Annotated in this window: 21 protein-coding genes; 11 read left to right on the top strand and 10 right to left on the bottom strand. The window is 69.5% G+C overall.

Translation table 11 applies throughout. The features are described from left to right. Window positions 1-45: 45 nt before the first annotated feature. Window positions 46-786, bottom strand: coding sequence for a DUF429 domain-containing protein (locus MFF40_RS08895; protein WP_147896330.1), 741 nt, complete (start codon window positions 784-786; stop codon window positions 46-48). Window positions 787-881: 95 nt separating this feature from the next. Between MFF40_RS08895 and MFF40_RS08890 the strand changes: the two genes are divergently transcribed. From MFF40_RS08890 to MFF40_RS08880, 3 genes are all read left to right on the top strand, one after another. After that, window positions 882-1,763, top strand: coding sequence for an HpcH/HpaI aldolase/citrate lyase family protein (locus MFF40_RS08890; RefSeq protein ID WP_147856743.1), 882 nt, complete (start codon window positions 882-884; stop codon window positions 1,761-1,763). After that, complete coding sequence (dut, locus tag MFF40_RS08885; protein ID WP_147896329.1) at window positions 1,760-2,230, top strand: dUTP diphosphatase; 471 nt, start codon at window positions 1,760-1,762, stop codon at window positions 2,228-2,230. Before MFF40_RS08890 ends, dut begins: the two co-directional genes overlap by 4 nt. Before the next feature lie 495 nt (window positions 2,231-2,725). Further along, window positions 2,726-4,891: a TonB-dependent receptor gene (locus tag MFF40_RS08880; protein ID WP_238260181.1), complete on the top strand. Its 2,166-nt coding sequence runs from the start codon at window positions 2,726-2,728 to the stop codon at window positions 4,889-4,891. Window positions 4,892-5,300: 409 nt separating this feature from the next. On the opposite strand, the gene MFF40_RS08875 is transcribed toward MFF40_RS08880, so the two are convergent. Continuing rightward, complete coding sequence (locus tag MFF40_RS08875) at window positions 5,301-6,167, bottom strand: ATP-binding protein (RefSeq protein ID WP_147855608.1); 867 nt, start codon at window positions 6,165-6,167, stop codon at window positions 5,301-5,303. 151 nt (window positions 6,168-6,318) lie between these two features. Here MFF40_RS08875 and MFF40_RS08870 point away from each other — a divergent pair, with 151 nt between their 5' ends. From MFF40_RS08870 to MFF40_RS08850, 5 genes are all read left to right on the top strand, one after another. Further along, window positions 6,319-6,762, top strand: coding sequence for an OsmC family protein (locus tag MFF40_RS08870; protein WP_147855607.1), 444 nt, complete (start codon window positions 6,319-6,321; stop codon window positions 6,760-6,762). 121 nt (window positions 6,763-6,883) lie between these two features. Beyond that, complete coding sequence (locus MFF40_RS08865) at window positions 6,884-7,249, top strand: YybH family protein (protein ID WP_147855606.1); 366 nt, start codon at window positions 6,884-6,886, stop codon at window positions 7,247-7,249. A gap of 91 nt (window positions 7,250-7,340) precedes the next feature. Next, the gene (gene serS, locus MFF40_RS08860; protein WP_147855605.1) at window positions 7,341-8,675 is read left to right on the top strand and encodes a serine--tRNA ligase; all 1,335 of its coding nucleotides are present in this window, start codon (window positions 7,341-7,343) and stop codon (window positions 8,673-8,675) included. Further along, on the top strand, window positions 8,675-9,439 hold the full coding sequence (surE, locus tag MFF40_RS08855; RefSeq protein WP_147855604.1) for a 5'/3'-nucleotidase SurE: 765 nt from the start codon (window positions 8,675-8,677) through the stop codon (window positions 9,437-9,439). Before serS ends, surE begins: the two co-directional genes overlap by 1 nt. After that, entirely contained in the window at window positions 9,436-10,083 is a 648-nt protein-coding gene (locus MFF40_RS08850; RefSeq protein WP_147898981.1) for a protein-L-isoaspartate O-methyltransferase family protein, read from the top strand. The genes surE and MFF40_RS08850 overlap by 4 nt, the downstream gene beginning before the upstream one ends. 155 nt (window positions 10,084-10,238) lie before the next feature. Here the strand turns inward: MFF40_RS08850 and MFF40_RS08845 are convergent, their stop codons facing one another. From MFF40_RS08845 to MFF40_RS08820, 6 genes are all read right to left on the bottom strand, one after another. After that, window positions 10,239-11,117 (bottom strand): phytoene/squalene synthase family protein, encoded by an 879-nt coding sequence (locus MFF40_RS08845; protein WP_147855369.1) that lies wholly within the window; start codon window positions 11,115-11,117, stop codon window positions 10,239-10,241. After that, window positions 11,117-11,515 carry an Mth938-like domain-containing protein gene (locus MFF40_RS08840; protein WP_147855370.1) on the bottom strand — a complete coding sequence of 133 codons (399 nt, stop codon included), beginning with the start codon at window positions 11,513-11,515 and terminating at the stop codon, window positions 11,117-11,119. The genes MFF40_RS08845 and MFF40_RS08840 overlap by 1 nt, the downstream gene beginning before the upstream one ends. 12 nt (window positions 11,516-11,527) lie before the next feature. Continuing rightward, a complete protein-coding gene (secF, locus tag MFF40_RS08835) occupies window positions 11,528-12,469 on the bottom strand; it encodes a protein translocase subunit SecF (RefSeq protein ID WP_058191332.1) in 942 nt (313 codons plus the stop codon). A 232-nt stretch (window positions 12,470-12,701) separates the two neighbouring features. Then, window positions 12,702-14,306, bottom strand: a complete 1,605-nt coding sequence (gene secD, locus MFF40_RS08830; RefSeq protein ID WP_147855371.1) for a protein translocase subunit SecD — start codon at window positions 14,304-14,306, stop codon at window positions 12,702-12,704. Window positions 14,307-14,363: 57 nt separating this feature from the next. Beyond that, a complete protein-coding gene (gene yajC, locus MFF40_RS08825; RefSeq protein ID WP_147855372.1) occupies window positions 14,364-14,699 on the bottom strand; it encodes a preprotein translocase subunit YajC in 336 nt (111 codons plus the stop codon). A gap of 120 nt (window positions 14,700-14,819) precedes the next feature. After that, a complete protein-coding gene (locus MFF40_RS08820; RefSeq protein ID WP_238260180.1) occupies window positions 14,820-15,704 on the bottom strand; it encodes an alpha/beta fold hydrolase in 885 nt (294 codons plus the stop codon). A gap of 137 nt (window positions 15,705-15,841) precedes the next feature. On the opposite strand from MFF40_RS08820, the gene MFF40_RS08815 reads away from it, so the two are divergent. Both MFF40_RS08815 and MFF40_RS08810 read left to right on the top strand, forming a co-directional pair. Next, entirely contained in the window at window positions 15,842-16,234 is a 393-nt protein-coding gene (locus tag MFF40_RS08815) for a YidB family protein (protein ID WP_147855368.1), read from the top strand. A 180-nt stretch (window positions 16,235-16,414) separates the two neighbouring features. Further along, window positions 16,415-16,756, top strand: coding sequence for a YidB family protein (locus MFF40_RS08810; protein ID WP_147855367.1), 342 nt, complete (start codon window positions 16,415-16,417; stop codon window positions 16,754-16,756). 94 nt (window positions 16,757-16,850) lie between these two features. Here MFF40_RS08810 and MFF40_RS08805 read toward each other — a convergent pair whose 3' ends face one another. Continuing rightward, window positions 16,851-18,305: a peptidoglycan DD-metalloendopeptidase family protein gene (locus MFF40_RS08805; protein ID WP_238260179.1), complete on the bottom strand. Its 1,455-nt coding sequence runs from the start codon at window positions 18,303-18,305 to the stop codon at window positions 16,851-16,853. 190 nt (window positions 18,306-18,495) lie between these two features. Between MFF40_RS08805 and MFF40_RS08800 the strand changes: the two genes are divergently transcribed. After that, on the top strand, window positions 18,496-19,050 hold the full coding sequence (locus tag MFF40_RS08800) for a GNAT family N-acetyltransferase (RefSeq protein WP_147856042.1): 555 nt from the start codon (window positions 18,496-18,498) through the stop codon (window positions 19,048-19,050). Between the two features lie 48 nt (window positions 19,051-19,098). On the opposite strand, the gene MFF40_RS08795 is transcribed toward MFF40_RS08800, so the two are convergent. Continuing rightward, complete coding sequence (locus MFF40_RS08795) at window positions 19,099-19,416, bottom strand: hypothetical protein (protein WP_147856041.1); 318 nt, start codon at window positions 19,414-19,416, stop codon at window positions 19,099-19,101. Between the last annotated feature and the right edge of the window lie 276 nt (window positions 19,417-19,692).

Genomic DNA, 19,692 nt, shown 5'->3' with positions numbered 1-19,692 from the left:
ACGATCACCAAGTTGTGAGCGATCGCGAGACCTTGCTGTAGCGGCTCACGGCACACGCGCGGCCGGCGCCCAGATCACCATCGGCAGACCGTACGCATCCCGCTCCAGCGGGTCCGGCAACGGCACCGCGCGGCCTTCGAAGATGTCCCGGGCCACCACCAGGGCGGCGAGGGCGTCGAGATGGTCGTCGGCGGGCATGCCCTTCGTGCGGGCCTCGATCAGGGCGACCGGCAGGCCCGCCGCCGCCAGCAGGCTCCGGCGCAGCGCATGGCCCTCGCGGGCCCGGGCACCCTTCTTGGGCAAGCCGAGGGGCCGGAGACCGTTCAGGGCGTGGAAGGCGACCTCCGGGTGGACCTCGTGGACGCGCGCCAGCGCCTCCGGCCGCGCCCGCAGCAACGTGTCCACCGCGCGGACATAGCGGAAGATGTTGTAGCCCTGGATCGAGGGCGCGACGGGCGGGTCGCTCGTCGCCCGGGCGATGGCCTTGGCCGCGTCGTAATCCGCCGCGTAGACCGCCGCCCGGGCCGGCATCGGGAAGACGGACGAGCGTGCCGGGCCGAGTCTGAGGCGGGCGGCCCTGTCGGCGCCCCGGCCGCCGGAGAAGATCCGGTCCGGCAGGCCGATCGGTATGTCGATGCCGACGATCAGCGGCTGCTCCGGCGCGTCGAGGAGCGCGGCCACGTCGGGGAACAGGGCACAGCGGTGCCGGCCGGGATCGTCGAGGTCGAGGAGCGCCCCCGCCCAGGCGCCCCGGCAGCCGTCCAGCCCTGCGACCCAGCGCGCCATCCCGTCCCCGCATCCCGCGATGCGTTCTTGCCCGGGACGCGGTGGAAAGCTATCGGCCACCCGAAGGGCATTGCCGCCGGCCCGGGAGAAGCGTGATGAGCGAGATCCGTCCCCGCCGCAGCGTGCTTGCCATGCCCGGCTCCAACGCCCGCGCCCTGGAAAAGGCGCGCACGCTGCCCGCCGACGTGATCCTGATCGACCTGGAAGATGGCGTCGCGCCGGAGAAGAAGGCCGAGGCCCGCGCCCTCGTGGCCGCCGCGGTCTCGGGACCGGGCTTTGGCCGGCGCGAGGTGGTGGTGCGGATCAACCCACCCGAGACCGAGGACGGCGAGGCCGACCTTGCGGCGCTGGCCGGCGCCGGCCCGGACGCGATCCTAGTGCCGAAAGTGCGCAGCTCCGACGCGCTGATCATGGTGGGCGCCCGCCTGCGCCGGCTCGGGGCGCCCGCGGCGACGCGGATCTGGGCGATGATCGAGACCCCGATGGCGGTGGTGAACGCCGCCGAGATCGCCGGGGCCGCCCGGGACGTGGACGGAAGGCTCGCCGCCCTGGTCATCGGCCCCAACGACCTCCTGAAGGCGGCGCGGATCCGCCCCCCCGGCCGGGCCGCCCTGGTGCCCTGGCTGATGACTGTCCTGGCCGCCGCCCGGGCCTACGAGATCGAGGCGATCGACGGGGTCTTTTCGGGACTCGACGACGCGGCCGGATTCGAGGCGGAATGCGCGGAGGGCCGCGACCTGGGCTTCGACGGCAAGATGCTGATCCACCCGAGCCAGATCGGCCCGGCCAACGCCGCGTTCGGGCCCGACGCGGCCGAGATCGCGGAGGCCCGCCGGGTCGCCGCGGCCTTCGACGCACCGGAGACCCAGGCCCACGGGGTCATCGCGCTGGACGGGCGCATGGTCGAGCGCCTCCATGTCGAGGCCGCACGGCGCACCCTGGCCTTGGCCGAGGCAATCGAACGGCTCGGCGCGTGAACGAGCTCCCCGAGGTCGGCCTGCGTCTCCTCGACCCGCGGCTGCCTGGCTGGGGCTTCCCGCGCTGGGGCTCGGCGGCGGCGGCCGGGCTCGACCTCCACGCCTGCCTGGACGCGCCGCTGACGCTGCCGCCCCGGGGCGCACCCGCCCTGATCTCGGCGGGCTTCTGCGTGCTGATCCGCGACCCCGCCTGGTGCGGCCTGATCTTCCCGCGCTCCGGACGCGGCCATCGCGACGGGCTGGTGCTAGGCAACGGCACCGGCGTGATCGACGCGGATTACGAAGGCCCCCTGATGGTCTCGGCCTGGAACCGCGACGACGCGCGGCCGATCCGGATCGAGCCGGGCGACCGGATCGCCCAACTGGTCTTCACCCGCGTGACCCGGCCGGTCCTGACCGTGCTGGACGACGCGCCCGGATCGGGCTCGGGCCGTGGGGCAGGGGGGTTCGGGTCGAGCGGGCGGTAGGCGACGCGCGTCCGATCCCGAAACCGCGCAAGAACGCCAGGCATCCAGATTTCCGCCCCATCCCATCCAACCACTTCTTCCTGAGACGCGCGCGCAGCGGGGCTCGAAGGAGGCTTCCAGGGATCACAGAGGCTTCTGGAGGGCTCCTTCGAGTGCTACGCTTTGTTCCGCCAGATCAGGACGAGAACGAGAATTAAATATCATGTTTTTTCTCCACTAATTTCCAATCGAGAAAAGCCGATTGAGATATTAAATTATTTTACCTCTCAATATTGAGTGACAATAAATTGCCATACTAACAGCTTGAAATTTATATAATCTAATTTTTATTTCTTGCTTGAGAATTTCGCCGCTGGTAGCCGCGATCCGTTGACGCAACGATGATTCCCACGCCGATCCGCTTGCGGAGAGAGGAACCGGTCGTCGACTCAATGCCTCGACTTGATCGGCGCCCGGAAATTCATGACCTGCACATACATCCGCCACGTCGTACCTTTGACAACGCTCCTCCTGACTACGAACCACGCTGCGTTCGCGCAGGACAGCACGGGTCGCACCGCACAAGCGGTCCAACTCGACACGCTCTCGGTCGAGGCGCGCAACCCCAATGCGGGCCGGCTGGGGCAGGGGGAGGCGGGCGGCCTTCCGAAGGCGTTTGCCGGCGGTCAGGTCGCACGCGGCAGCCGACTCGGCATCCTGGGCAACCGGGATTACATGCGGACGCCGTTCAGCACGGCGAGCTACACCGAGAAGACCATCCGCGACGCGCAGGCGATCAGCGTCGGCGATCTCCTGACGCGTACCGACCCGTCCGTGCGAGCCTCGATCGGCAGCGGCAACCGCTACGACGCGCTGACGATCCGCGGCTTCCGGGTCGACAACCGCGAGTTCGCCCTGAACGGGCTGTACGGCCTCGTGCCCGATTACCGGATCAGTCCGGCCCCACTCGAGCGGATCGAGGTGCTCAAGGGGCCGGTGGCGTTCCTGTTCGGCGCGTCGATCTTCGGCAGCGTCGCCGGCACCGTGAACGTGGTCACCAAGCGCGCGGGCGACGAACCGCTGACCCGGGCGACCGTCGACTACGCCTCAACGACCCGAGGCGGGGCGCAGGTCGACGTTTCTCGGCGCTACGGCGAGGCAGGGGAGTTCGGCATCCGCATCAACGGCGCGGGCTTCGGCGGCGACACGCCGATCGACCGGACCGCGCAGCGCAACGGCGTCGGCTCACTGGCCCTCGACTATTCCGGAGACCGGCTCCGGCTCTACGCCGACGTGATCTACCAGCACGACGCCTACGACGCCCAGACCCGGGGCGGAAATCCGCAGCCGGGGCTGCACGTCCCCCGGGCACCGAACCCGCGCCGGAACATGTCCCAGGACTTCGATTTCTCCCGCGCCGACAGCCTCACCGGCCTCGGCCGCGCGGAGTTCGACCTGACCTCGGACATCATGCTGTTCGCGGCGCTCGGCGGTAACCGCTTCACCTACGACAAGCAGGAGAACCCGGCCTTCACCCTGCTCGATCGACGGGGCAATACGCAGGTGAACTCGATCTTCCAGACCGGCGGCACGTCGACGCTGTCAGGCGAGGCGGGGGCACGGGCGCGGTTCGACACCGGCTGGATCCGGCACGAGGCCGTGTTCAGCGCGACGATCCTTGATCAGGACCTGACGCTCGGCCAGATCACGTATCCGAACTACCGGTCGAACCTCTACGCGCCCGTCCGTCTGGCCTCGCCGGGGCTACCGCTGGCCGCCGGCACGTATCCCCGCGGCCGGGCGAGCTACGACCGGATGACGAGCTACGCCGTGGCCGACACGATGTCGGTGGCCGACGGACTGGTCGAGTTCATGGTCGGCGCCCGGCGTCAAGAGATCGAACTCGGCAACTATGCGCCGATCACGGGCCTGCTGAGCACGTCCTACGACAAGAGCGCGACGACGCCGGCCTTCGGCCTCGTGGTGCGGCCGACCGAGGCGCTTTCGCTCTACGCCAACGCGGTCCAGGGCCTCACCGCGCTGCGGGCGCCAAACACCGCGATCAATACCGCCCAGACCTTCGCGCCGGCCCGGTCGCGGCAATATGAGATCGGCGCGAAGCTCGACTTCGGGACCTTCGGGGCGACGTTGGCCGCCTTCGAGATCACCCAGCCGGCCGGCAACGTCGATCCCATCACCAACCGTTTCGGCGTCGCTGGCTCTCAGCGGAACCGCGGCTTCGAGGGAACGATCTTCGGCGCGATAGCGCCGGACCTGCGGGTCATCGCCGGCGCGACCCTGCTCGACGCCCGCTGGCGCCGGACCCGGGGCGGCCTCTACGACGGCAATCCCGCCACCGGCGCGCCGCGCTTCCAGGCCACCACGGGCCTCGAATGGGACACGCCGTTCCTGCGCGGTCTCACGGCGATCGCCACGATGGTCTACACCGGCGCGTCCTACGCCGGCACCACCCTGACCAGTGCCGCCTTCTCCAAAATCCCGGACTGGACGACGCTGGATCTCGGGCTGCGCTACGTGGCGCTGGTGCAGGACAGGCCGGTCACGCTACGCGTGACCGTGTCCAACGTCACCGACAACCACTACTGGATCGCCAACGCGAACGGCGCCCTCATCCTCGGGGCCCCGCGTACCACGTGGCTCTCGGCGTCGGTGGATTTTTGAAAATCTGCGGCGGCGGCTTGGCGTCTGCAGGGCGACGCGACCGCAGCCGAATGAATCACCGTGTCATCCTTGGGCGCCGGAGGCGAACCCGGGACCCAGAGCCGCCGACGGTACAACGCGTTGCTCCACCTGTGGTTTTGGATCCTTGGCTCCAATCTGCGGCCCCGGGATGACGGGGTGCGTGGACCGATGTCGGCGCATCCACCGACGACCGCCCGGGCAGCGCCTGTCCCATCCACGCCCTCATCCTGAGGCGACGGAGCGCAGCGAACGCTGCGAAGGAGGCCTCTAGGGATCACAGAGGCTTCTGGAGGGCTCCTTCGAGGCCCGGCGATCTTCGATCGCCGGGCACCTCAGGATGAGGTCGCGGGTGGAATATCTCAAATCGATCAGGCGCTTATAAGAATCCTCAATCCAGCACCTTCCCCATCCGCCCGGCCAGGTCCTGGATGAACTGGAACGCGGTGCGGCCCGAGCGGGAGCCCCGGGTGGTGGCCCATTCCAGGGCCTCGGCGCGCAGGCGCTCCGCGGGCAGGTCCAGGCCGTAGCGATCGGCATAGGCGCGGATCATCGCCAGGAACTCGTCCTGGCTGCATTTGTGGAAGCCGAGCCAGAGGCCGAACCGGTCCGACAGCGAGACCTTCTCTTCGACGGCCTCGCCGGGGTTGATCGCCGTCGAGCGCTCGTTCTCGACCATGTCGCGGGCCAGCAGATGCCGGCGGTTGGAGGTGGCGTAGAACAGCACGTTGCCGGGACGACCCTCGATGCCGCCGTCCAGCGCGGTCTTGAGCGACTTGTACGAGGTGTCGTCGCCGTCGAAGGAGAGGTCGTCGCAATAGACCAGCCAGCGATGCGGGTCGGGCCGGAGCAGGGCCATCAGGTCGGGCAGGGCCTCGATATCCTCCCGGTGGATCTCCACCAGCTTCATCGGCCGCGCGCCCTCGGGCCGGCGGGCGTTGATCTCGGCATGGGCCGCCTTGACCAGCGAGGATTTGCCCATGCCGCGGGCGCCCCACAGCAGGGCGTTGTTGGCCGGCAGGCCGCGGGCGAAGCGCTCGGTGTTCTCGATCAGGGTGTCGCGGGCCCGGTCGATGCCGGTGAGCAGGCCGATCTCCACCCGGGCCACCTGCGGCACCGCAGTGAGCCGCCGCTCCGGCCCCCACAGGAAGGCGTCGGCGGCGTTCGGGTCGAAGGCCGGCTGGGCGGGCGGCGCGGCGCGCTCCAGGGCGGTAGCGATCCGCTCCAGGAGCGGCATCAGGGTCTCGAAGCTCGTCATCGGATCGGGGGTTCGCTTCCGGATCGGTCGAGCGACCGTACTACGGCGTTCGGTTGCAGAAATCATCTGTCCCCGTGCGGCTCGAACGCGAAGCCGGATCGGGCGTTGAATTCTCCGCGTGGGCGGTCGGATCGGCCCCGGGAGGGCGCCGATGGATGCAGGACCGACGATCCGGATCACCCAGGTCGGGGCTTACGTCTTCACCGTCGATTTCGGCGCGGGGCTGTCCGGCCTGCTCACCGACGAGGCGCCCCCGGTCGGCGGCGGCACAGGTCCGATCCCCGAGCAGCTGCTGGCCTCGGGCGTGGCGAACTGCCTGTGCGCCAGCCTGGTCTTCGCTCTGGGCAAGTTCCGGCAGGACGCGCAGGGCGTCGCCGCCGAGGCGACCTGCCGGATGGCACGCAACCCGGAGGGCCGCCTGCGGATCGGCGGGATCGCCGTGCGCATCCGGCTGGGGGCCGCGGCCGAGGCCATGCCCCGGATCGACCGGGTGCTGGAGCAGTTCGAGCGCTTCTGCACCGTCTCGGAGAGCGTGAAGGCCGGGATCCCGGTGACCGTCTCGGTGGAGGATGCCGACGGGGCGCGCCTCGCATGAGTGCCGGCCGGGCGTATGGCGTTTCGGACCATCCCGCAGCGTCGTGGCCGACGTCTTCTCACACATCCGGGCGCGCAGCCCGAGATGTCACACACACCCATAGCCCACACAGGAGTTGCCCGTGGCCCACGAGAACCGACACGCTGCAACCGAGCCGGCGGCGCTGGCCCAGCTCTTCAACGAGCGGGCCAATGCCGGCGATGTCGAGGGGCTGGTGGCGCTCTACGAGCCCGACGCGGTGCTGGCCGCCGGCCGCGTCGTGGCCACCGGCCATGCCGAGATCCGGGCCTTCTACACGGATCTGCTGGCGCGCAAGTCCGACTTTCCGGCCCCCGAGACGCTGGAACCCGTGCGCAACGGCGCCCTCGCGTTGACCTTCGCGCGGCTGCCCAACGGCGCGCTGTCGGTGGAAGTCGCCCGCGCGCAGCCGGACGGCACCTGGCTGTGGGCGATCGACCAGCTGAAGATCGCGCCGCCGAAGGCGTGAGGGCGCCCCGCGCTTGTCCCACCGGACGCGATGCGGCAAAGCGGGGGCCGCGCGCGCCGAGCCTCGTGCGCCGCAGATCCGAGCCGACACGATGCACGACATCCGCGCCATCCGGGACAACCCGGACGCCTTCGACCGCGACCTCGCCCGCCGGGGGCTCGCGTCGCTCTCGTCCGCGCTGATCGCCCTCGACGAGGCCCGCAAATCCGCGGTCTCGGCGGCCCAGGCCAACCAAGAGCGGCGCAACGCGCTCGCCAAGGAGATCGGCGGAGCCAAGAAGGCCAAGGACGAGGCCCGCGCGGCCGCCCTGATGGCGGAGGTCGCCGCGCTTAAAAGCGCCGAGGCCGACTTGAAGGCCGCGCAGGACCGGGCCGACGCGGCGCTATCCGAAAAACTCGCCGCGATCCCGAACCAGCCCAAGCCCGACGTGCCGGACGGCGCCGACGAGCACGGTAACGTGCTCTACCGCAGCCACGCCTCCGCCCGCGAGCGGCTGACCGAGGGCCGCGAGCATTTCGAGCTCGGCGAGGCCAGCGGGCTCATAGATTTCGAATCCGCCGCCAAGCTCTCGGGCTCGCGCTTCGTGGTGCTCAAGGGCCAGCTCGCCCGGCTGGAGCGGGCGCTGGGCCAGTTCATGCTCGACCTGCACACGCAAGAGCATGGGTATTTGGAAGTGGCGCCGCCGGTTCTGGTGCGCGACGCAGCGATGTTCGGCACGGCGCAGCTTCCGAAATTTGCGGATGATCAGTTCTCGGTCTTTAAGGGGCTCGATACCGCAACGGCGACGGCAACCGGAACGGAGCCGGACAGGACCGAAAAATTCTGGCTCATCCCCACCGCCGAAGTCCCGCTGACCAACCTCGTCCGCGAATCCATCCTCCGCGAGGAGGAACTACCCCTGCGCTTCACCGCGCTCACCCCCTGCTTCCGGGCCGAGGCCGGGGCGGCGGGCCGGGATACGCGGGGCATGCTGCGCCAGCACCAGTTCAACAAGGTCGAGCTCGTCTCGATCACGTCGCCGGAAGAATCCGCCAACGAGCACGAGCGGATGCTCACCTGCGCGGAGGCGGTCCTGAAAAAGCTCGATCTGCCCTACCGGGTGATGACGCTCTGCACCGGCGACATGGGCTTCGCGAGCCAGAAGACCTACGACATCGAGGTCTGGGTACCGGGCCAGCGGACCCATCGCGAGATCTCGTCGTGTTCCGTCTGCGGCCCGTTCCAGGCCCGGCGGATGAACGCCCGCTACCGGGGCAAGGACGGCAAACCGGCCTATGTCCACACGCTCAACGGCTCGGGGGTCGCGGTCGGCCGCGCCCTGATCGCCGTGATGGAGAACTACCAGAACCCGGACGGGAGCATCACGATCCCGTCGGTGCTCCACCCCTACATGGGCGGGCTCAACCGGATCGAAGGGGCCCACTGATGCGCATCCTAGTCACCAACGACGACGGCATCCACGCGCCGGGGCTCGCCACTCTGGAGGAGATCGCCCGGGAGCTGTCCGACGACGTCTGGGTGGTGGCGCCGGAGAGCGACCAGTCCGGCGTGTCGCACTCGCTCTCGCTGAACGACCCGCTGCGCCTGCGGCAGGTCTCGGAGCAGCGCTTCGCCGTGAAGGGCACGCCCTCCGATTGCGTGATCCTGGGGGTGCGCCACATCCTCGGCGATCACGGGCCGGACTTGGTCCTGTCGGGGGTCAACCGCGGCCAGAACGTCGCCGAGGACGTGACCTATTCGGGCACGATCGCGGCCGCCATGGAGGGCACGATCCTCGGCATCCGCTCGATCGCGCTGAGCCAGGCCTACGGGGCGGGCGGACGGACCAATCTCAAGTGGGACTGCGCCCGGGAGCACGGCCCGAAGGTGATCCGTAAGATCCTCGAGACCGGGATCGAGCCCGGCATCGTGATCAACGTCAACTTCCCGGATTGCGCGCCGGCCGACGTCCAGGGCATCGCGGTGGCGGCGCAGGGCTTCCGGAACCAGGCGCTGCTGTCGATCGACGCCCGGGTCGACGGGCGCGGCAATCCGTATTTCTGGCTGGCCTTCGCCAAGGCCCGGTTCGAGCCGGGCCACGGCTCGGATCTGAAGGCGATCGCCGAGAAGCGGATCTCGGTGACGCCCCTGCGCCTCGACCTCACGGACGAGCCGACCCTGACCCGGTTCGCGCAGGCCTTCTCGGCGTGATCGATCTGGGCGGCCTCGAGGAGGCTGCCGGCAACGCGGCCTTCGTCATGGCGCTCCGGGGCCGGGGGATGCGGGACACCGCGATCCTGCGGGCCATGGAGCAGGTCCCGCGGGAGCCGTTCGCCCCCGAGGCCCATCGCGCCCAGGCCCGGCGGGACCTCGCCCTGCCGCTGCCCTGCGGCGCCTCGATGACGGCCCCCACCCAGGTGGCCCAGATGCTGGCGCTGCTGCGCGTCGAGCCGGGCCACCGGATCCTCGAGATCGGCACCGGCTCGGGCTACGCCACGGCGCTGCTGGCCAAGCTCGGGGCCGGCGCGGTCCTGAGCCTGGAGCGCTACGCCACCCTGGCCCGGGAGGCCGCCGCGCGGCTCGCCGCCCTGTCCGAGGTCCACGTGGTCCAGGCCGACGGCCTCGCCCCGGATCTGCCGGATGGCGGCTTCGACCGGATCCTCGTGCACGGCAGCGTCGAGGCCATCCCGCCACACTGGCGCGCCGCCCTCGAACCGGGCGGACGCCTGGTGACCGGCCTCAGCCGGGATGGCCGCTGCCGGATCGCGACCCTGGCGAGCCCGGAGGCCGAACCGGAGCTCGGGCCGCCGACGCGTCTGGCGGCGCTGGTGCCGGGGTTGGCACGGGTGCTGTGACGTCCCCGTTCCCCACCGTCATTGCGAGCGTAGCGAAGCAACCCAGGGAAACGCCACCATTCTGAGATCGCGCGCTGCCCTGGGTTGCTTCGCTGTGCTCGCAATGACGGTGCGGGTCCTTTGCCAGAAGGCGAGAACGAACCGCCCGACGGTGTTCAACCAATCCGTCGCGACGCCCGCCACAGCCGCCACAGCCGGCGCCAGCGCGGCAGGTCGGTGAGCGTGTTGAGCGGGTCGTAGCTCGCCCGCTCCATCATGGCGAGATAGGGCTCGACCAGCGCCACCGGCAGGAACGCCGTGCCGGCCAGCGGTGCGATCGCCGGGCGGGCGGCCTCGAAGGCCTTGAGATGGGTCCGGGCGAGGTCGCGCAGGTCGGCGCAGGCCCGGCGCAGGCCGGGGCCGCCGCGGCCGCTGGTGATGTCCTCGCGGGTGACGCCGTAGCGGGCCAGCACGTCGGCCGGCAGGTAGACCTGGCCGGAGCGGGCGTGCCAGGGCAGGGCGCGCAGCAGGCCGGTAATCCCGTAGGCGACCCCGGCATGGCCGGCGGCCCCCGCGCCGCCCGGCTCGGTGCCGTTGCCGATCACCAGGCTCGCCAGCCGGAACAGGGCGGAGGCGGTCTCGCCGCAATAGCCCTCCAGGTCGTTCACCCGGGGCATCGGATCCTCGTAGAGGTCGAACACCCTTGCGTCGATCAGGTCCACGAAGGGCTGGCGCAGCAGGCGGTTCACCCGGATCGCCTCTTCGAGGGCCGCCGCCACCGGGTTGGCGCGGACATCACCTCGGGCCTCGCCCTGGAGCGCATCGCGCCACCATTGCAGGCGGATCTCGCCGGCCATCGGGTTCGAGGCGGCCTCGCGCACCCGTGCGACGGTCAGGCTGAAGGCGTAGAGGGCGAAGAGATGCGGGCGGGCGGCGGCCGGGGCGAACAGGGTCGCGTAGTAGCGGTCCGGATCGCCATCGCGGACCAGCTGCTCGCAATGGGCCTGCGCGAAGGCCAGGCCGGTCTCGGCGGGCTTGTCGTCGACCTCCGGCATCAATCGACCACGATCAGGGCGGCCGCGACCTTGCGGTTCTCGGCCACCAGGATGTTGTAGGTGCGGGCCGCCGCCCCGGTCTGCATCACGTCGAGGCCGACGCCGGCATCCTTGAGCCAGCCGCGCAGGGACGGGTCGATCGCCGCGATGTCGAGGCCGGTGCCGACCAGCAGAAGCTCGATCTCCGCGGCCTCGGCCTGGACCGGGCGCAGGGCCGTGCGGTCGATCGCCTTCGCCGACGTGACGTCCCAGGCCCGAACGCCCGAGGGCAGGAGCAGGAGCGAGCCGCGATGCGACATCCCGGCGAAGCGGAAGCCGCCGTTGCCGTAGGTGTCGATGATGTGGCGCCCCGGCACGAAGCCGGATTCGAAGCCCTTTGACGTCTCCTGCTCGGCCATGTCCGAAAAAAACTACTCCGCGGGTTGCGGGACGCCCGACCGCTCGGCCGCCGCGCGAGCGCCCGAGAGCATCAGCCCCAGATAGATCAACACCGGAGTCGACACGAAGATCGCCGAGTAGGTGCAGATCACGACGCCGCAGAGCATCACGATGGCGAAGCCCTTGATCGCCTCGCCGCCGAACAGGACCAGCGCCAGCAGCGACAGGCCCGACGAGATCGAGGTCATCACGGTGCGCGACATGGTCGAGTTGATCGACAGGTTGAGCAGGTCGACCGTGGGGATCGTCTTGTAGCGCCGCATCAGCTCGCGGGTCCGGTCGAACACCACAACGGTCTCGTTGAGCGAGTAGCCCACGATGGTCAGGATCGCGGCGATCGAGGTCATGTTGAACTCGATGCGGGTGATGATGAACACGCCCACCGTCAGCACGATGTCGTGGAGCGTGCCGACGATGGCGCCGAGCGCCAGCTCCCGCTCGAACCGGAACCACAGGTAGAGCAGCACCGCGACCACCGACAGCACGACGCCGAGCGTGCCGGACTGGACCAGCTCGCCCGAGACGCGCGGGCCGACGGTCTCGGTGCGGCGGAAGTCGTAGTCGGCGTCGAAGGCGGCGTGCGCCTTGTTCATCACGGCGGTCTGGCCCTGCTCGCCGGGCTGGAGCGGCAGGCGCACCAGCACGGTGCCCTGGTTGCCGAGTTCCTGCACCTCCGGCTCGCCGAAGCCGAAGCCGACCGCGGTGTGCCGAATCGCGGCCACGTCGGCGGTCCCGGACTTGGCCTGCAGTTCGACCAGTGTGCCGCCCTTGAAGTCGATGCCGAAGTTCAGCCCGATGGTGAGGAACAGCACCACGGTGACGAGCGACAGCACCGCCGAGAGCGGAAAGGTCAGCCGCCGGAAGCGCATGAAGTCGAAATGCGATTCATCGGGCCAGAGGCGGAGCAGGCGCATTTTTTCGGACCTAACGTGTGGAAGATGTCAGCACCGGCACGATACCGTCCCACCCGCGACCTCATCCTGAGGTGCTTGCGCCCCGCGCAAGCCTCGAAGGAGGCCTGCAGGCTGCGCGCGGTCCCTGGATCCCTCCTTCGAGGCCCGCTGGCGCGGGCACCTCAGGATGAGGTTCGGGGTTTGGAGCGGCGGATCACACCGGCGGCGATGCATCTCCCGAAAGGAAGTTCAATCAGAACGGCAGGGCCTTCGGCCTGAACGTCTTATACCACACCGCGATCATCATCCGGGTCAGCGTCACGGCGGTGATGACCGTGGTCAGGATGCCGAGGATGAACACCACGGCGAACCCCTTCACCGGCCCGGAGCCGAGGAAGAACAGGATCAGCGCGGCGATCGCCATGGTCGAGTTCGAGTCGATGATCGTCGCGAAGGCGCGGTCGAAGCCGGCCTGGAGCGCGGAGATCAGCGAGCGGCCGGCATGGCTCTCCTCGCGCATGCGCTCGTAGATCAGCACGTTGGAATCCACCGCCGTGCCGATGGTGAGCACGATGCCGGCGATGCCCGGCAGGGTCATGGTCGCCTCCAGCACCGACATCAGGCCCAGGATCAGCCCGACATGGACCATCAGGGCGATGTTGGCGATGAACCCGAAGGTGCCGTAGGTGGCGAACATGAAGCAGACCACGAGGCCGGCGGCCACCAGGGTCGCGAGCTTGCCGGCCTGGATCGAGTCCCGGCCGAGGCCGGGGCCGACGACGCGGCGCTCGACCACGGTGAACTTCGCCGGCAGGGCGCCGGCCCGGAGCAGGACCGACAGGTCGTTGGCCTGCTGAACCGTGAAGTTGCCGGTGATCTGGCCCGAGCCGCCGGTGATCGCCGAGCGGATCACCGGGGCCGAGACCACCTCGTTGTCGAGCACGATCGCCATGCGCCGGCCGACATTCTCTGAGGTCGCCTGGCCGAAGCGCTGGGCGCCGCGCAGGTTGAATTTGAAGCTGACCATCGGCTCATGCGACTGCTGGTCGAAGGCCGGCTGGGCGTCGGTTAGCTCGCCGCCATCCGCCATGACCCGGCGCTCGACCGGAACCTTGGCGCCCTTCTCGTCCTTGGAGGGCAGCATGTCGACGTCGCCCGAGGGGCTGTCGGCGAGCATGCGGAATTCGAGCTTGGCGGTGGAGCCCAGCAGCTTCTCCAGCCGCTCCGGGTTCTGCTCGCCCGGGACCTGGATCAGGATCCGGTCGGCGCCCTGCTGCTGGATCGAGGGCTCGGTGGTGCCGGTGGAATCGAGGCGGCGGCGGATGACCTCGATGCCCTGGCTGACCGCCCGGCGGGTGCGCTCGGTGATGCCGACATCGGTGAGCGTCAGGCGGATCACGCCGCCGGGCTGCTCGGTGATGTCGAGTGTGCGGGCCGCGGTCTGGCCGATCGACGTGGTTATCGGCAGCGACAGTTCCTGCAGCTTCGGCAGGACCTTGGCCCGGGCCGCGTCGTCCGCGACCTTCACCTGGACGCCGCGCTGGAGCAGGCCGACGCCGCCGTCGGCGCGGACATTCTCCTGCTGGAGCGTGCGGCGCACGTCGTCGCGCAGGGCTTTGGCCTGGGAGGCGATCAGCTCGTTCTGGTCCACCTCCAGCAGCAACTGCGAGCCGCCCTGAAGGTCGAGGCCGAGCACGATGCCCCGGGTCGGGACGATCCAGGTCGGGAACCAGGACGGCAGGCTCGCCACGAAGCCCTTGCGCTGCTCGGGCGAGAAGAAGCTCGGCACGGCGAGCATCAGACCGATCAGGATCGCCGCGAGGGTCGTGATGATCTTCGCACGGGAGAAGCGCAGCATCGGCCGATGTTTTCTCTGTCAGGCCGGCGGGTTACGCCGGCCGCTTCATGGAAGGTGTCAGACGGCCTTGGCCGGTCCGCCCTTGGCGCGGACCTCGGAGATCATCGTCCGGACGACCCGCACGCGGACGTTCGGGGCGATCTCGACCTCGACCTCCGCCTGGTCGTCGACGGCCTTCACGACCCGCCCGACCAGGCCGCCATTGGTGACGATCGTGTCGTCCCGGCGCACGGCCTTGATCAGCGCCTGGTGGTCCTTGACCCGCTTCTGCTGCGGTCGCAGGATCAGGAAATACATGATCACGAAGATCAGGACGAACGGGATCACCTGAAAGGCGATCTCCGCTCCGCCAGCGGCCGTAGCGGCCCCTTGCGCGAAGGCGGGGGTGATCAACGAGCGTCTCCTGCGATTGGCACGCAGGCCTGCCGCCGGATGCGGCGTCCGCAGACCTGTCTGAAAGCGCGCGGACTATAGCCAGGGGCTTCCCGAAAGCAACGCCCCGCGCTCAGACGGTCACAGCAGGCCGAGCACCGCCTCCGCAAAGGCGTCCGGCGCCTCCTGCGGAAAGTTGTGCCCGACCCCCGCGACGATGGCGCGCCGGTACGGGCCGGTGAAGTGCCGGGCGTCGGTGTCGGACTCAGGCGGCGGCCCGACCCCGTCGTCGGCACCGAGCAGCACGATCGATGGCACGGTGATCCCCGGCTGGGCCGTCAGGCTGGCTTCGATCCCGGCCAGTGCCGGATCGCCGGGCGCGAGTGCGAAGCGATGGCGATAGGAGTGGACTACGACGTCGACGAAATCCGGATTCTCTTCGAAGGAATGCGCGGTCTGGGCGAACGTTTCTTCGGAGAATTGCCATGTCGGCGACCACAGCCGCCACAGTAACGCGCAGAATTGCGCCCGGTTGGCCGCCAGGCCGGCGCGGCCCCGGGCGCCGTGGAGGTAGTACTGGTACCACAACCGATGCTCGGCCTCCGGCGATGCCGGCTCGCCCGAGGCCGGGATATTCTGGATGTTGTAGCCCACGCCGCAGCTCACGAGCCCCGTCGCCCGCTCCGGCCAGAGCGCCGCCACCACGCAGGCCGCCCGGCCGCCCCAATCGTAGCCGGCGAGCACCGCCCGCCCAATCCCGAGCGCGTCCAGGAAGGCCAGGAGATCCGCTCCCAGGGCCGCCTGCTCGCCGGAGCGCGGCGTTTGCGGGTCGCGGAACCGGGTCGGCCCGTAACCCCGCAGGTACGGGATCAGGCAGCGCACGCCCGCAGCGGCTAGGCGCGCCGCCGCCGCGTCGTAGGCGTGGACGTCGTACGGGAAGCCGTGGAGCAGGACGGCCGGCTTCCCGTCCGCGGGGCCGACCTCCAGGTAGGCGACGTCGAGAACACCGGCCTGCACGCGCTTCATCGATCACGCCCTCCCTGCGGCAGACATTTTAGCCGATCGCCGCGCAATTGCCGCATGCGCTGTTGCCGACCGCCTCTTGCCGACCGCCGGTCCCGCCCAACCTTGAGCGTGGTGATCGAACCCCGGGATACGACACGATGAGCCTGCTCGACGGTGTGAAGACCCTGATCGGCGACGTGGTCGCGGCGGCCGACCGGGCGGTCGTAAGCACCGGCAGCGGCAAGCTCGCGCTGGCGCTGGCAAAATTCTACCCGGGTGGCCTCGTCGCATTCCTGGACCGGCTGCGCGAGGCCGGCCACGGCGGGGCCGTCGACTCGTGGATCGGGTCCGGAGAGAACCGTCCCGTCCCGGCCTCCGCGATTGCCGGGTGCCTGCCGGATGCGGTGACCGAGCGGCTGGCCTACGATCTGAACCTGCCGGCCGGCCGCGTGGCGACGGCGCTCGCCGAGTTCCTGCCCGCGGCGGTCGCGGCCCAGAGCGAAGACGGCCGGCTGAAGCCCCAGCCGAACTTCAGCACGCAGATCCGCTGATTTTTTTGATCGGACGCCTTCGGCCGGAGCGGTCGGCGGCCGCCAAGTCTCACGCCAACGGGCAGCCATCGGCCACCGGGAAAAAGCTGTTGCGGATCAAATCGCTAGCGCGTCCGGCCGGTTTCGGTAAGCGGAACGATGCGCTAGGGTCTATCCGTACGGAAAGCGACGGGGATCATCATGAGCTTGCTCGACAGTCTCGGCGGTTCGTTGGGGCAGATGGCGCTCAAGGCGCTGCCTGGCATCATCCAGCAGGTCCTGCCGGGCGGCCTCAACGCGTTGCTCGATCAGCTCCGCCGCTCCGGCTACGAGAGCCAGGTCAATTCCTGGCTAGGCCGCGGCCCGAACGAGCCGATCACCGCCGACGACCTCCAAAAGGTCCTGGACAACGAGCAGGTCCGCCAGATGGCTGCGAAGCTCGGCATCCCCGTCGAACAGCTGTTTCCGACCCTGGCCAAGACCCTGCCGGACGCGGTGGACCACCACAGCCCGGACGGATCACTGCAAGCCCCCAAAACCTGATCGCAGGCACGCGATCGTTCGAGCCGGGGGCATCGCGAACGAGAACGGCGGCCCCTCTCGGGACCGCCGCACACGCCACATTGATTGCGTCGTCTCAGTTGCTGGCGAGCTGGGACATCGGATCCACGGGCGAGCCGCCCTTGCGGATCTCGAAGTGCAGCTGCGGCGAGGTGACGTTGCCGGAGGCGCCGGACTTGGCGATGGTCTGGCCGCGCTTGACCTTGTCGCCGGGCTTCACGTCGATCTCGCCGTTATGGGCGTAGGCCGAGACAAACCCGTTGGCGTGGCGCACCAGCACCAGCTTGCCGTAGCCCTTCACGTCCGAGCCGGCATAGGCCACGGTGCCTTCCTCGGCGGCCTTGACCGGCGTGCCTTCCGGCACCGCGATGTTGATGCCTTCGTTGCCTGACGTGCCGTAGCCCGAGATCACCCGACCCTTGGCGGGCCAGCGGAAGCTCTCCGACGCCGTCGCATCTGCGACGGACCCGGTGGCGGCGGGCTCCGGCTTGGCTGGCGCAGCGGCGGCGACCGGCTTCGGCGCCTCCTTGGAGGCGACCTTCTCGGGCTTCTCGGCGGCGGCGGCCTTCTGGGCCGCCTCCTTGGCCGCCTTGGCCTCCGCGAGCTTCTGGGTGGCTTCGGCCTTCGCGGCTGCCTTGGCCTCGGCCTTGGCTTCCAGGGCCTTCGCCTCGGCCTTGGCCTTCGCCTCAGCCTTCGGGTCGGCCTTCTTCTCGTCCGCCTTGGCGACCTGGCCGGGGCGAACGTGATGCTTCTTGTCGGCGTCCTTCAGGGACGCTTCCTTGCGGGCCTTGTCCTCGGCGACCTTGCGGGCTGCCGTGTCCCGAGCCAGCGCGTCCTTGCGGTCCGCCTCCTTCTCGGCGGCGGCGCGCCTGGACGCCTCTTCACGCTTGGAAACCTCCTCGCGCTTGGCGGCCTCCTTGGCCTCCTCGCGCTTCGAGGCGACCTTGGCCTCGACCTGCCGCGCGTCTTCTCGCTTCTCCTCGGCGGCCCGGGCCGGCCGGGCCGTCATCGGAGCCGCGGCCGGGTTCAGCCCGGAGGCGTTGTAGACCGGGATCACGATCTGCCGGCCGGGGGTGATCTGGCTGGCGTTGGACAGGCCGTTCGCCGACAGGATCGCCGAAGCGGGCACGCCGAAGCGCGTCGACATCTGGTTCAGGCTGTCGTTCTTCGACACCGTGATCTGTGTGCCGCCCTGGGCGCTCCAGCCGGGGGCACCGGTCGAGGCGACCCGGGCGGCCGGCGCGGCCGCCTGAGTCGGGGCCGGGATCGCCGTGGCGGCCGGACGCGGAGCAGCACCGGGGGCGCCGAGCGCCTCGGACTGGATCCGGCCGGTACGGATCACCGGCGCCGGCTTCAGGCTACCCTCCGGCAGGCTGCCAGTGGCGGCAGGCTCCGACGAGAAGGGGTTTGAGAAAGGGTTGCTCAGGCGCGATGCGTCCGAGGAACAGGCGGCGGCACCGCCACCGATGATGCCGATGAGGGCGACGCGCGACAGCGTCCGTAACCCTCGACCCGTACCGCGCACCCGCATCGACGCACCCGTTTGCCTGACGCAACTTGATGCCCCAATGAAGACGGATTCAGGTTAAGCAACCGTTCCCGTCCGGCCTATCGGTAAGCGCATTGCGCTCTGTCTGAGTAGTGACGGCGACCGTCACGGGATGAAGGAGAGGGGTCTGACCGTGCCTTTTCCGGTCCGGTCGCCACCCCACATCGGAAAGATGTTTACCATTCGCGCCGCCCGCGACAGCCTCGCCGACCTGCCTCCGATCGAGACCGCACGCCTGTCGATCGCCGCGCTGCGGCCGGAGGATGCCCAGGACCTCCGCCGGGTCACCGACGATCCCGCGATCACCGCGGCGGTGGATTTCCTGCCGACCCCCTTCACCGTACGCGACGCCGAAGACCTGATCCGCAGCGGTGGGCGCGGCCAGGACCGCTTCCTGGGAGCCTGGATGCGCCGAGCCGGTGCATCTGAAGCGGGCGAGCTAACGGTCGCATCCGATCTGGTCGGCGTGGTCGGGACGCATCTGCGCGGACCCGGTGCGATCGAGATCGGCTATTGGGTCGGTGGCGCAGCGCGGGGGCGTGGCTTGGCCTACGAGGCGGTCTCGGCCATCCTCGAACTCCTGGGCAGGCGCTTCCCGGCCCGCATCGTCGTGGCGGAGTGCCGCCCCGGCAACGTCGCCTCCTGGGGCCTCCTGCAGAAGCTCGGCTTTCGCGACACCGGCGAGGAGGGGCACCGTCCCGGCCGACGCCTGCTCCAGCGAAGTTGAGCCAGACCAGCCGCGCCTCTTCGCGCCGCAGGACGGCGGCCGGCGCCTTCAGTTCAGGGCTTCGGCCAGTTCACCGGTCGCAGCCTTCGCCGCCTCGGCGGCCCGACGCTTCTTCTTGGTGCCCCCGACCTTGATAGTCCGCTCATCCTCGGACACGCGCTCGACGAGGGCGAAGCCGTGCAGTTCGGCCAGGCAGGCCAGATCCTGCTCCGGCTCCTCGAGCAAGGCATAGAAGGCGGCCCGCACGATATCCTTCTTGGAGGCATCGGGATGCTTCTCCCGGACGGCGGCGCGCAACGCCTTCGGCGTCATGCCGGGCGCGGCGACACTCCGCAACGTATCCGACAAAGCCTTGATCACTGGCATCTTTGAAATCCTCAACCCGCTCACGCATGACGGCTGAAGGATAATACGAGATTCGGCGATACCATCGCAAGTTCACCGCGACTTTTCCCGCGCCAGAACTGACTCTCCGTATGAGATATACAGCCTCTATTATTTCAGTTTACATCGTTTCTATATTATAATATCGAAGATCGAGCCGAGATTGGATCAGTGCTGCGCGACGCATTCGCGGTGTTCTCCGAACATAAAAAAACCCCCGGACGCGCGCCCGGGGGTCTTCGAAAGATCCGGCCCGAA

Origin of the sequence: Methylobacterium mesophilicum, assembly GCF_022179445.1 — a bacterium.
Taxonomy (GTDB): domain Bacteria; phylum Pseudomonadota; class Alphaproteobacteria; order Rhizobiales; family Beijerinckiaceae; genus Methylobacterium; species Methylobacterium mesophilicum.
Note: the sequence above shows the minus strand (reverse complement) of the source record. Positions and strands in the feature narration are given on the sequence as shown.

Bases quoted from the DNA above. Each gene is read 5' to 3' on its own strand.
- MFF40_RS08895 (WP_147896330.1), bottom strand. From the start codon at position 786: ATGGCGCGCTGGGTCGCAGGGCTGGACGGCTGCCGGGGCGCCTGGGCG.
- MFF40_RS08890 (WP_147856743.1), top strand. From the start codon at position 882: ATGAGCGAGATCCGTCCCCGCCGCAGCGTGCTTGCCATGCCCGGCTCC.
- MFF40_RS08875 (WP_147855608.1), bottom strand. From the start codon at position 6,167: ATGACGAGCTTCGAGACCCTGATGCCGCTCCTGGAGCGGATCGCTACC.
- MFF40_RS08870 (WP_147855607.1), top strand. From the start codon at position 6,319: ATGGATGCAGGACCGACGATCCGGATCACCCAGGTCGGGGCTTACGTC.
- serS (WP_147855605.1), top strand. From the start codon at position 7,341: ATGCACGACATCCGCGCCATCCGGGACAACCCGGACGCCTTCGACCGC.
- surE (WP_147855604.1), top strand. From the start codon at position 8,675: ATGCGCATCCTAGTCACCAACGACGACGGCATCCACGCGCCGGGGCTC.
- MFF40_RS08845 (WP_147855369.1), bottom strand. From the start codon at position 11,117: ATGCCGGAGGTCGACGACAAGCCCGCCGAGACCGGCCTGGCCTTCGCG.
- MFF40_RS08840 (WP_147855370.1), bottom strand. From the start codon at position 11,515: ATGGCCGAGCAGGAGACGTCAAAGGGCTTCGAATCCGGCTTCGTGCCG.
- secF (WP_058191332.1), bottom strand. From the start codon at position 12,469: ATGCGCCTGCTCCGCCTCTGGCCCGATGAATCGCATTTCGACTTCATG.
- secD (WP_147855371.1), bottom strand. From the start codon at position 14,306: ATGCTGCGCTTCTCCCGTGCGAAGATCATCACGACCCTCGCGGCGATC.
- MFF40_RS08820 (WP_238260180.1), bottom strand. From the start codon at position 15,704: ATGAAGCGCGTGCAGGCCGGTGTTCTCGACGTCGCCTACCTGGAGGTC.
- MFF40_RS08815 (WP_147855368.1), top strand. From the start codon at position 15,842: ATGAGCCTGCTCGACGGTGTGAAGACCCTGATCGGCGACGTGGTCGCG.
- MFF40_RS08810 (WP_147855367.1), top strand. From the start codon at position 16,415: ATGAGCTTGCTCGACAGTCTCGGCGGTTCGTTGGGGCAGATGGCGCTC.
- MFF40_RS08805 (WP_238260179.1), bottom strand. From the start codon at position 18,305: ATGCGGGTGCGCGGTACGGGTCGAGGGTTACGGACGCTGTCGCGCGTC.
- MFF40_RS08800 (WP_147856042.1), top strand. From the start codon at position 18,496: ATGTTTACCATTCGCGCCGCCCGCGACAGCCTCGCCGACCTGCCTCCG.
- MFF40_RS08795 (WP_147856041.1), bottom strand. From the start codon at position 19,416: ATGCCAGTGATCAAGGCTTTGTCGGATACGTTGCGGAGTGTCGCCGCG.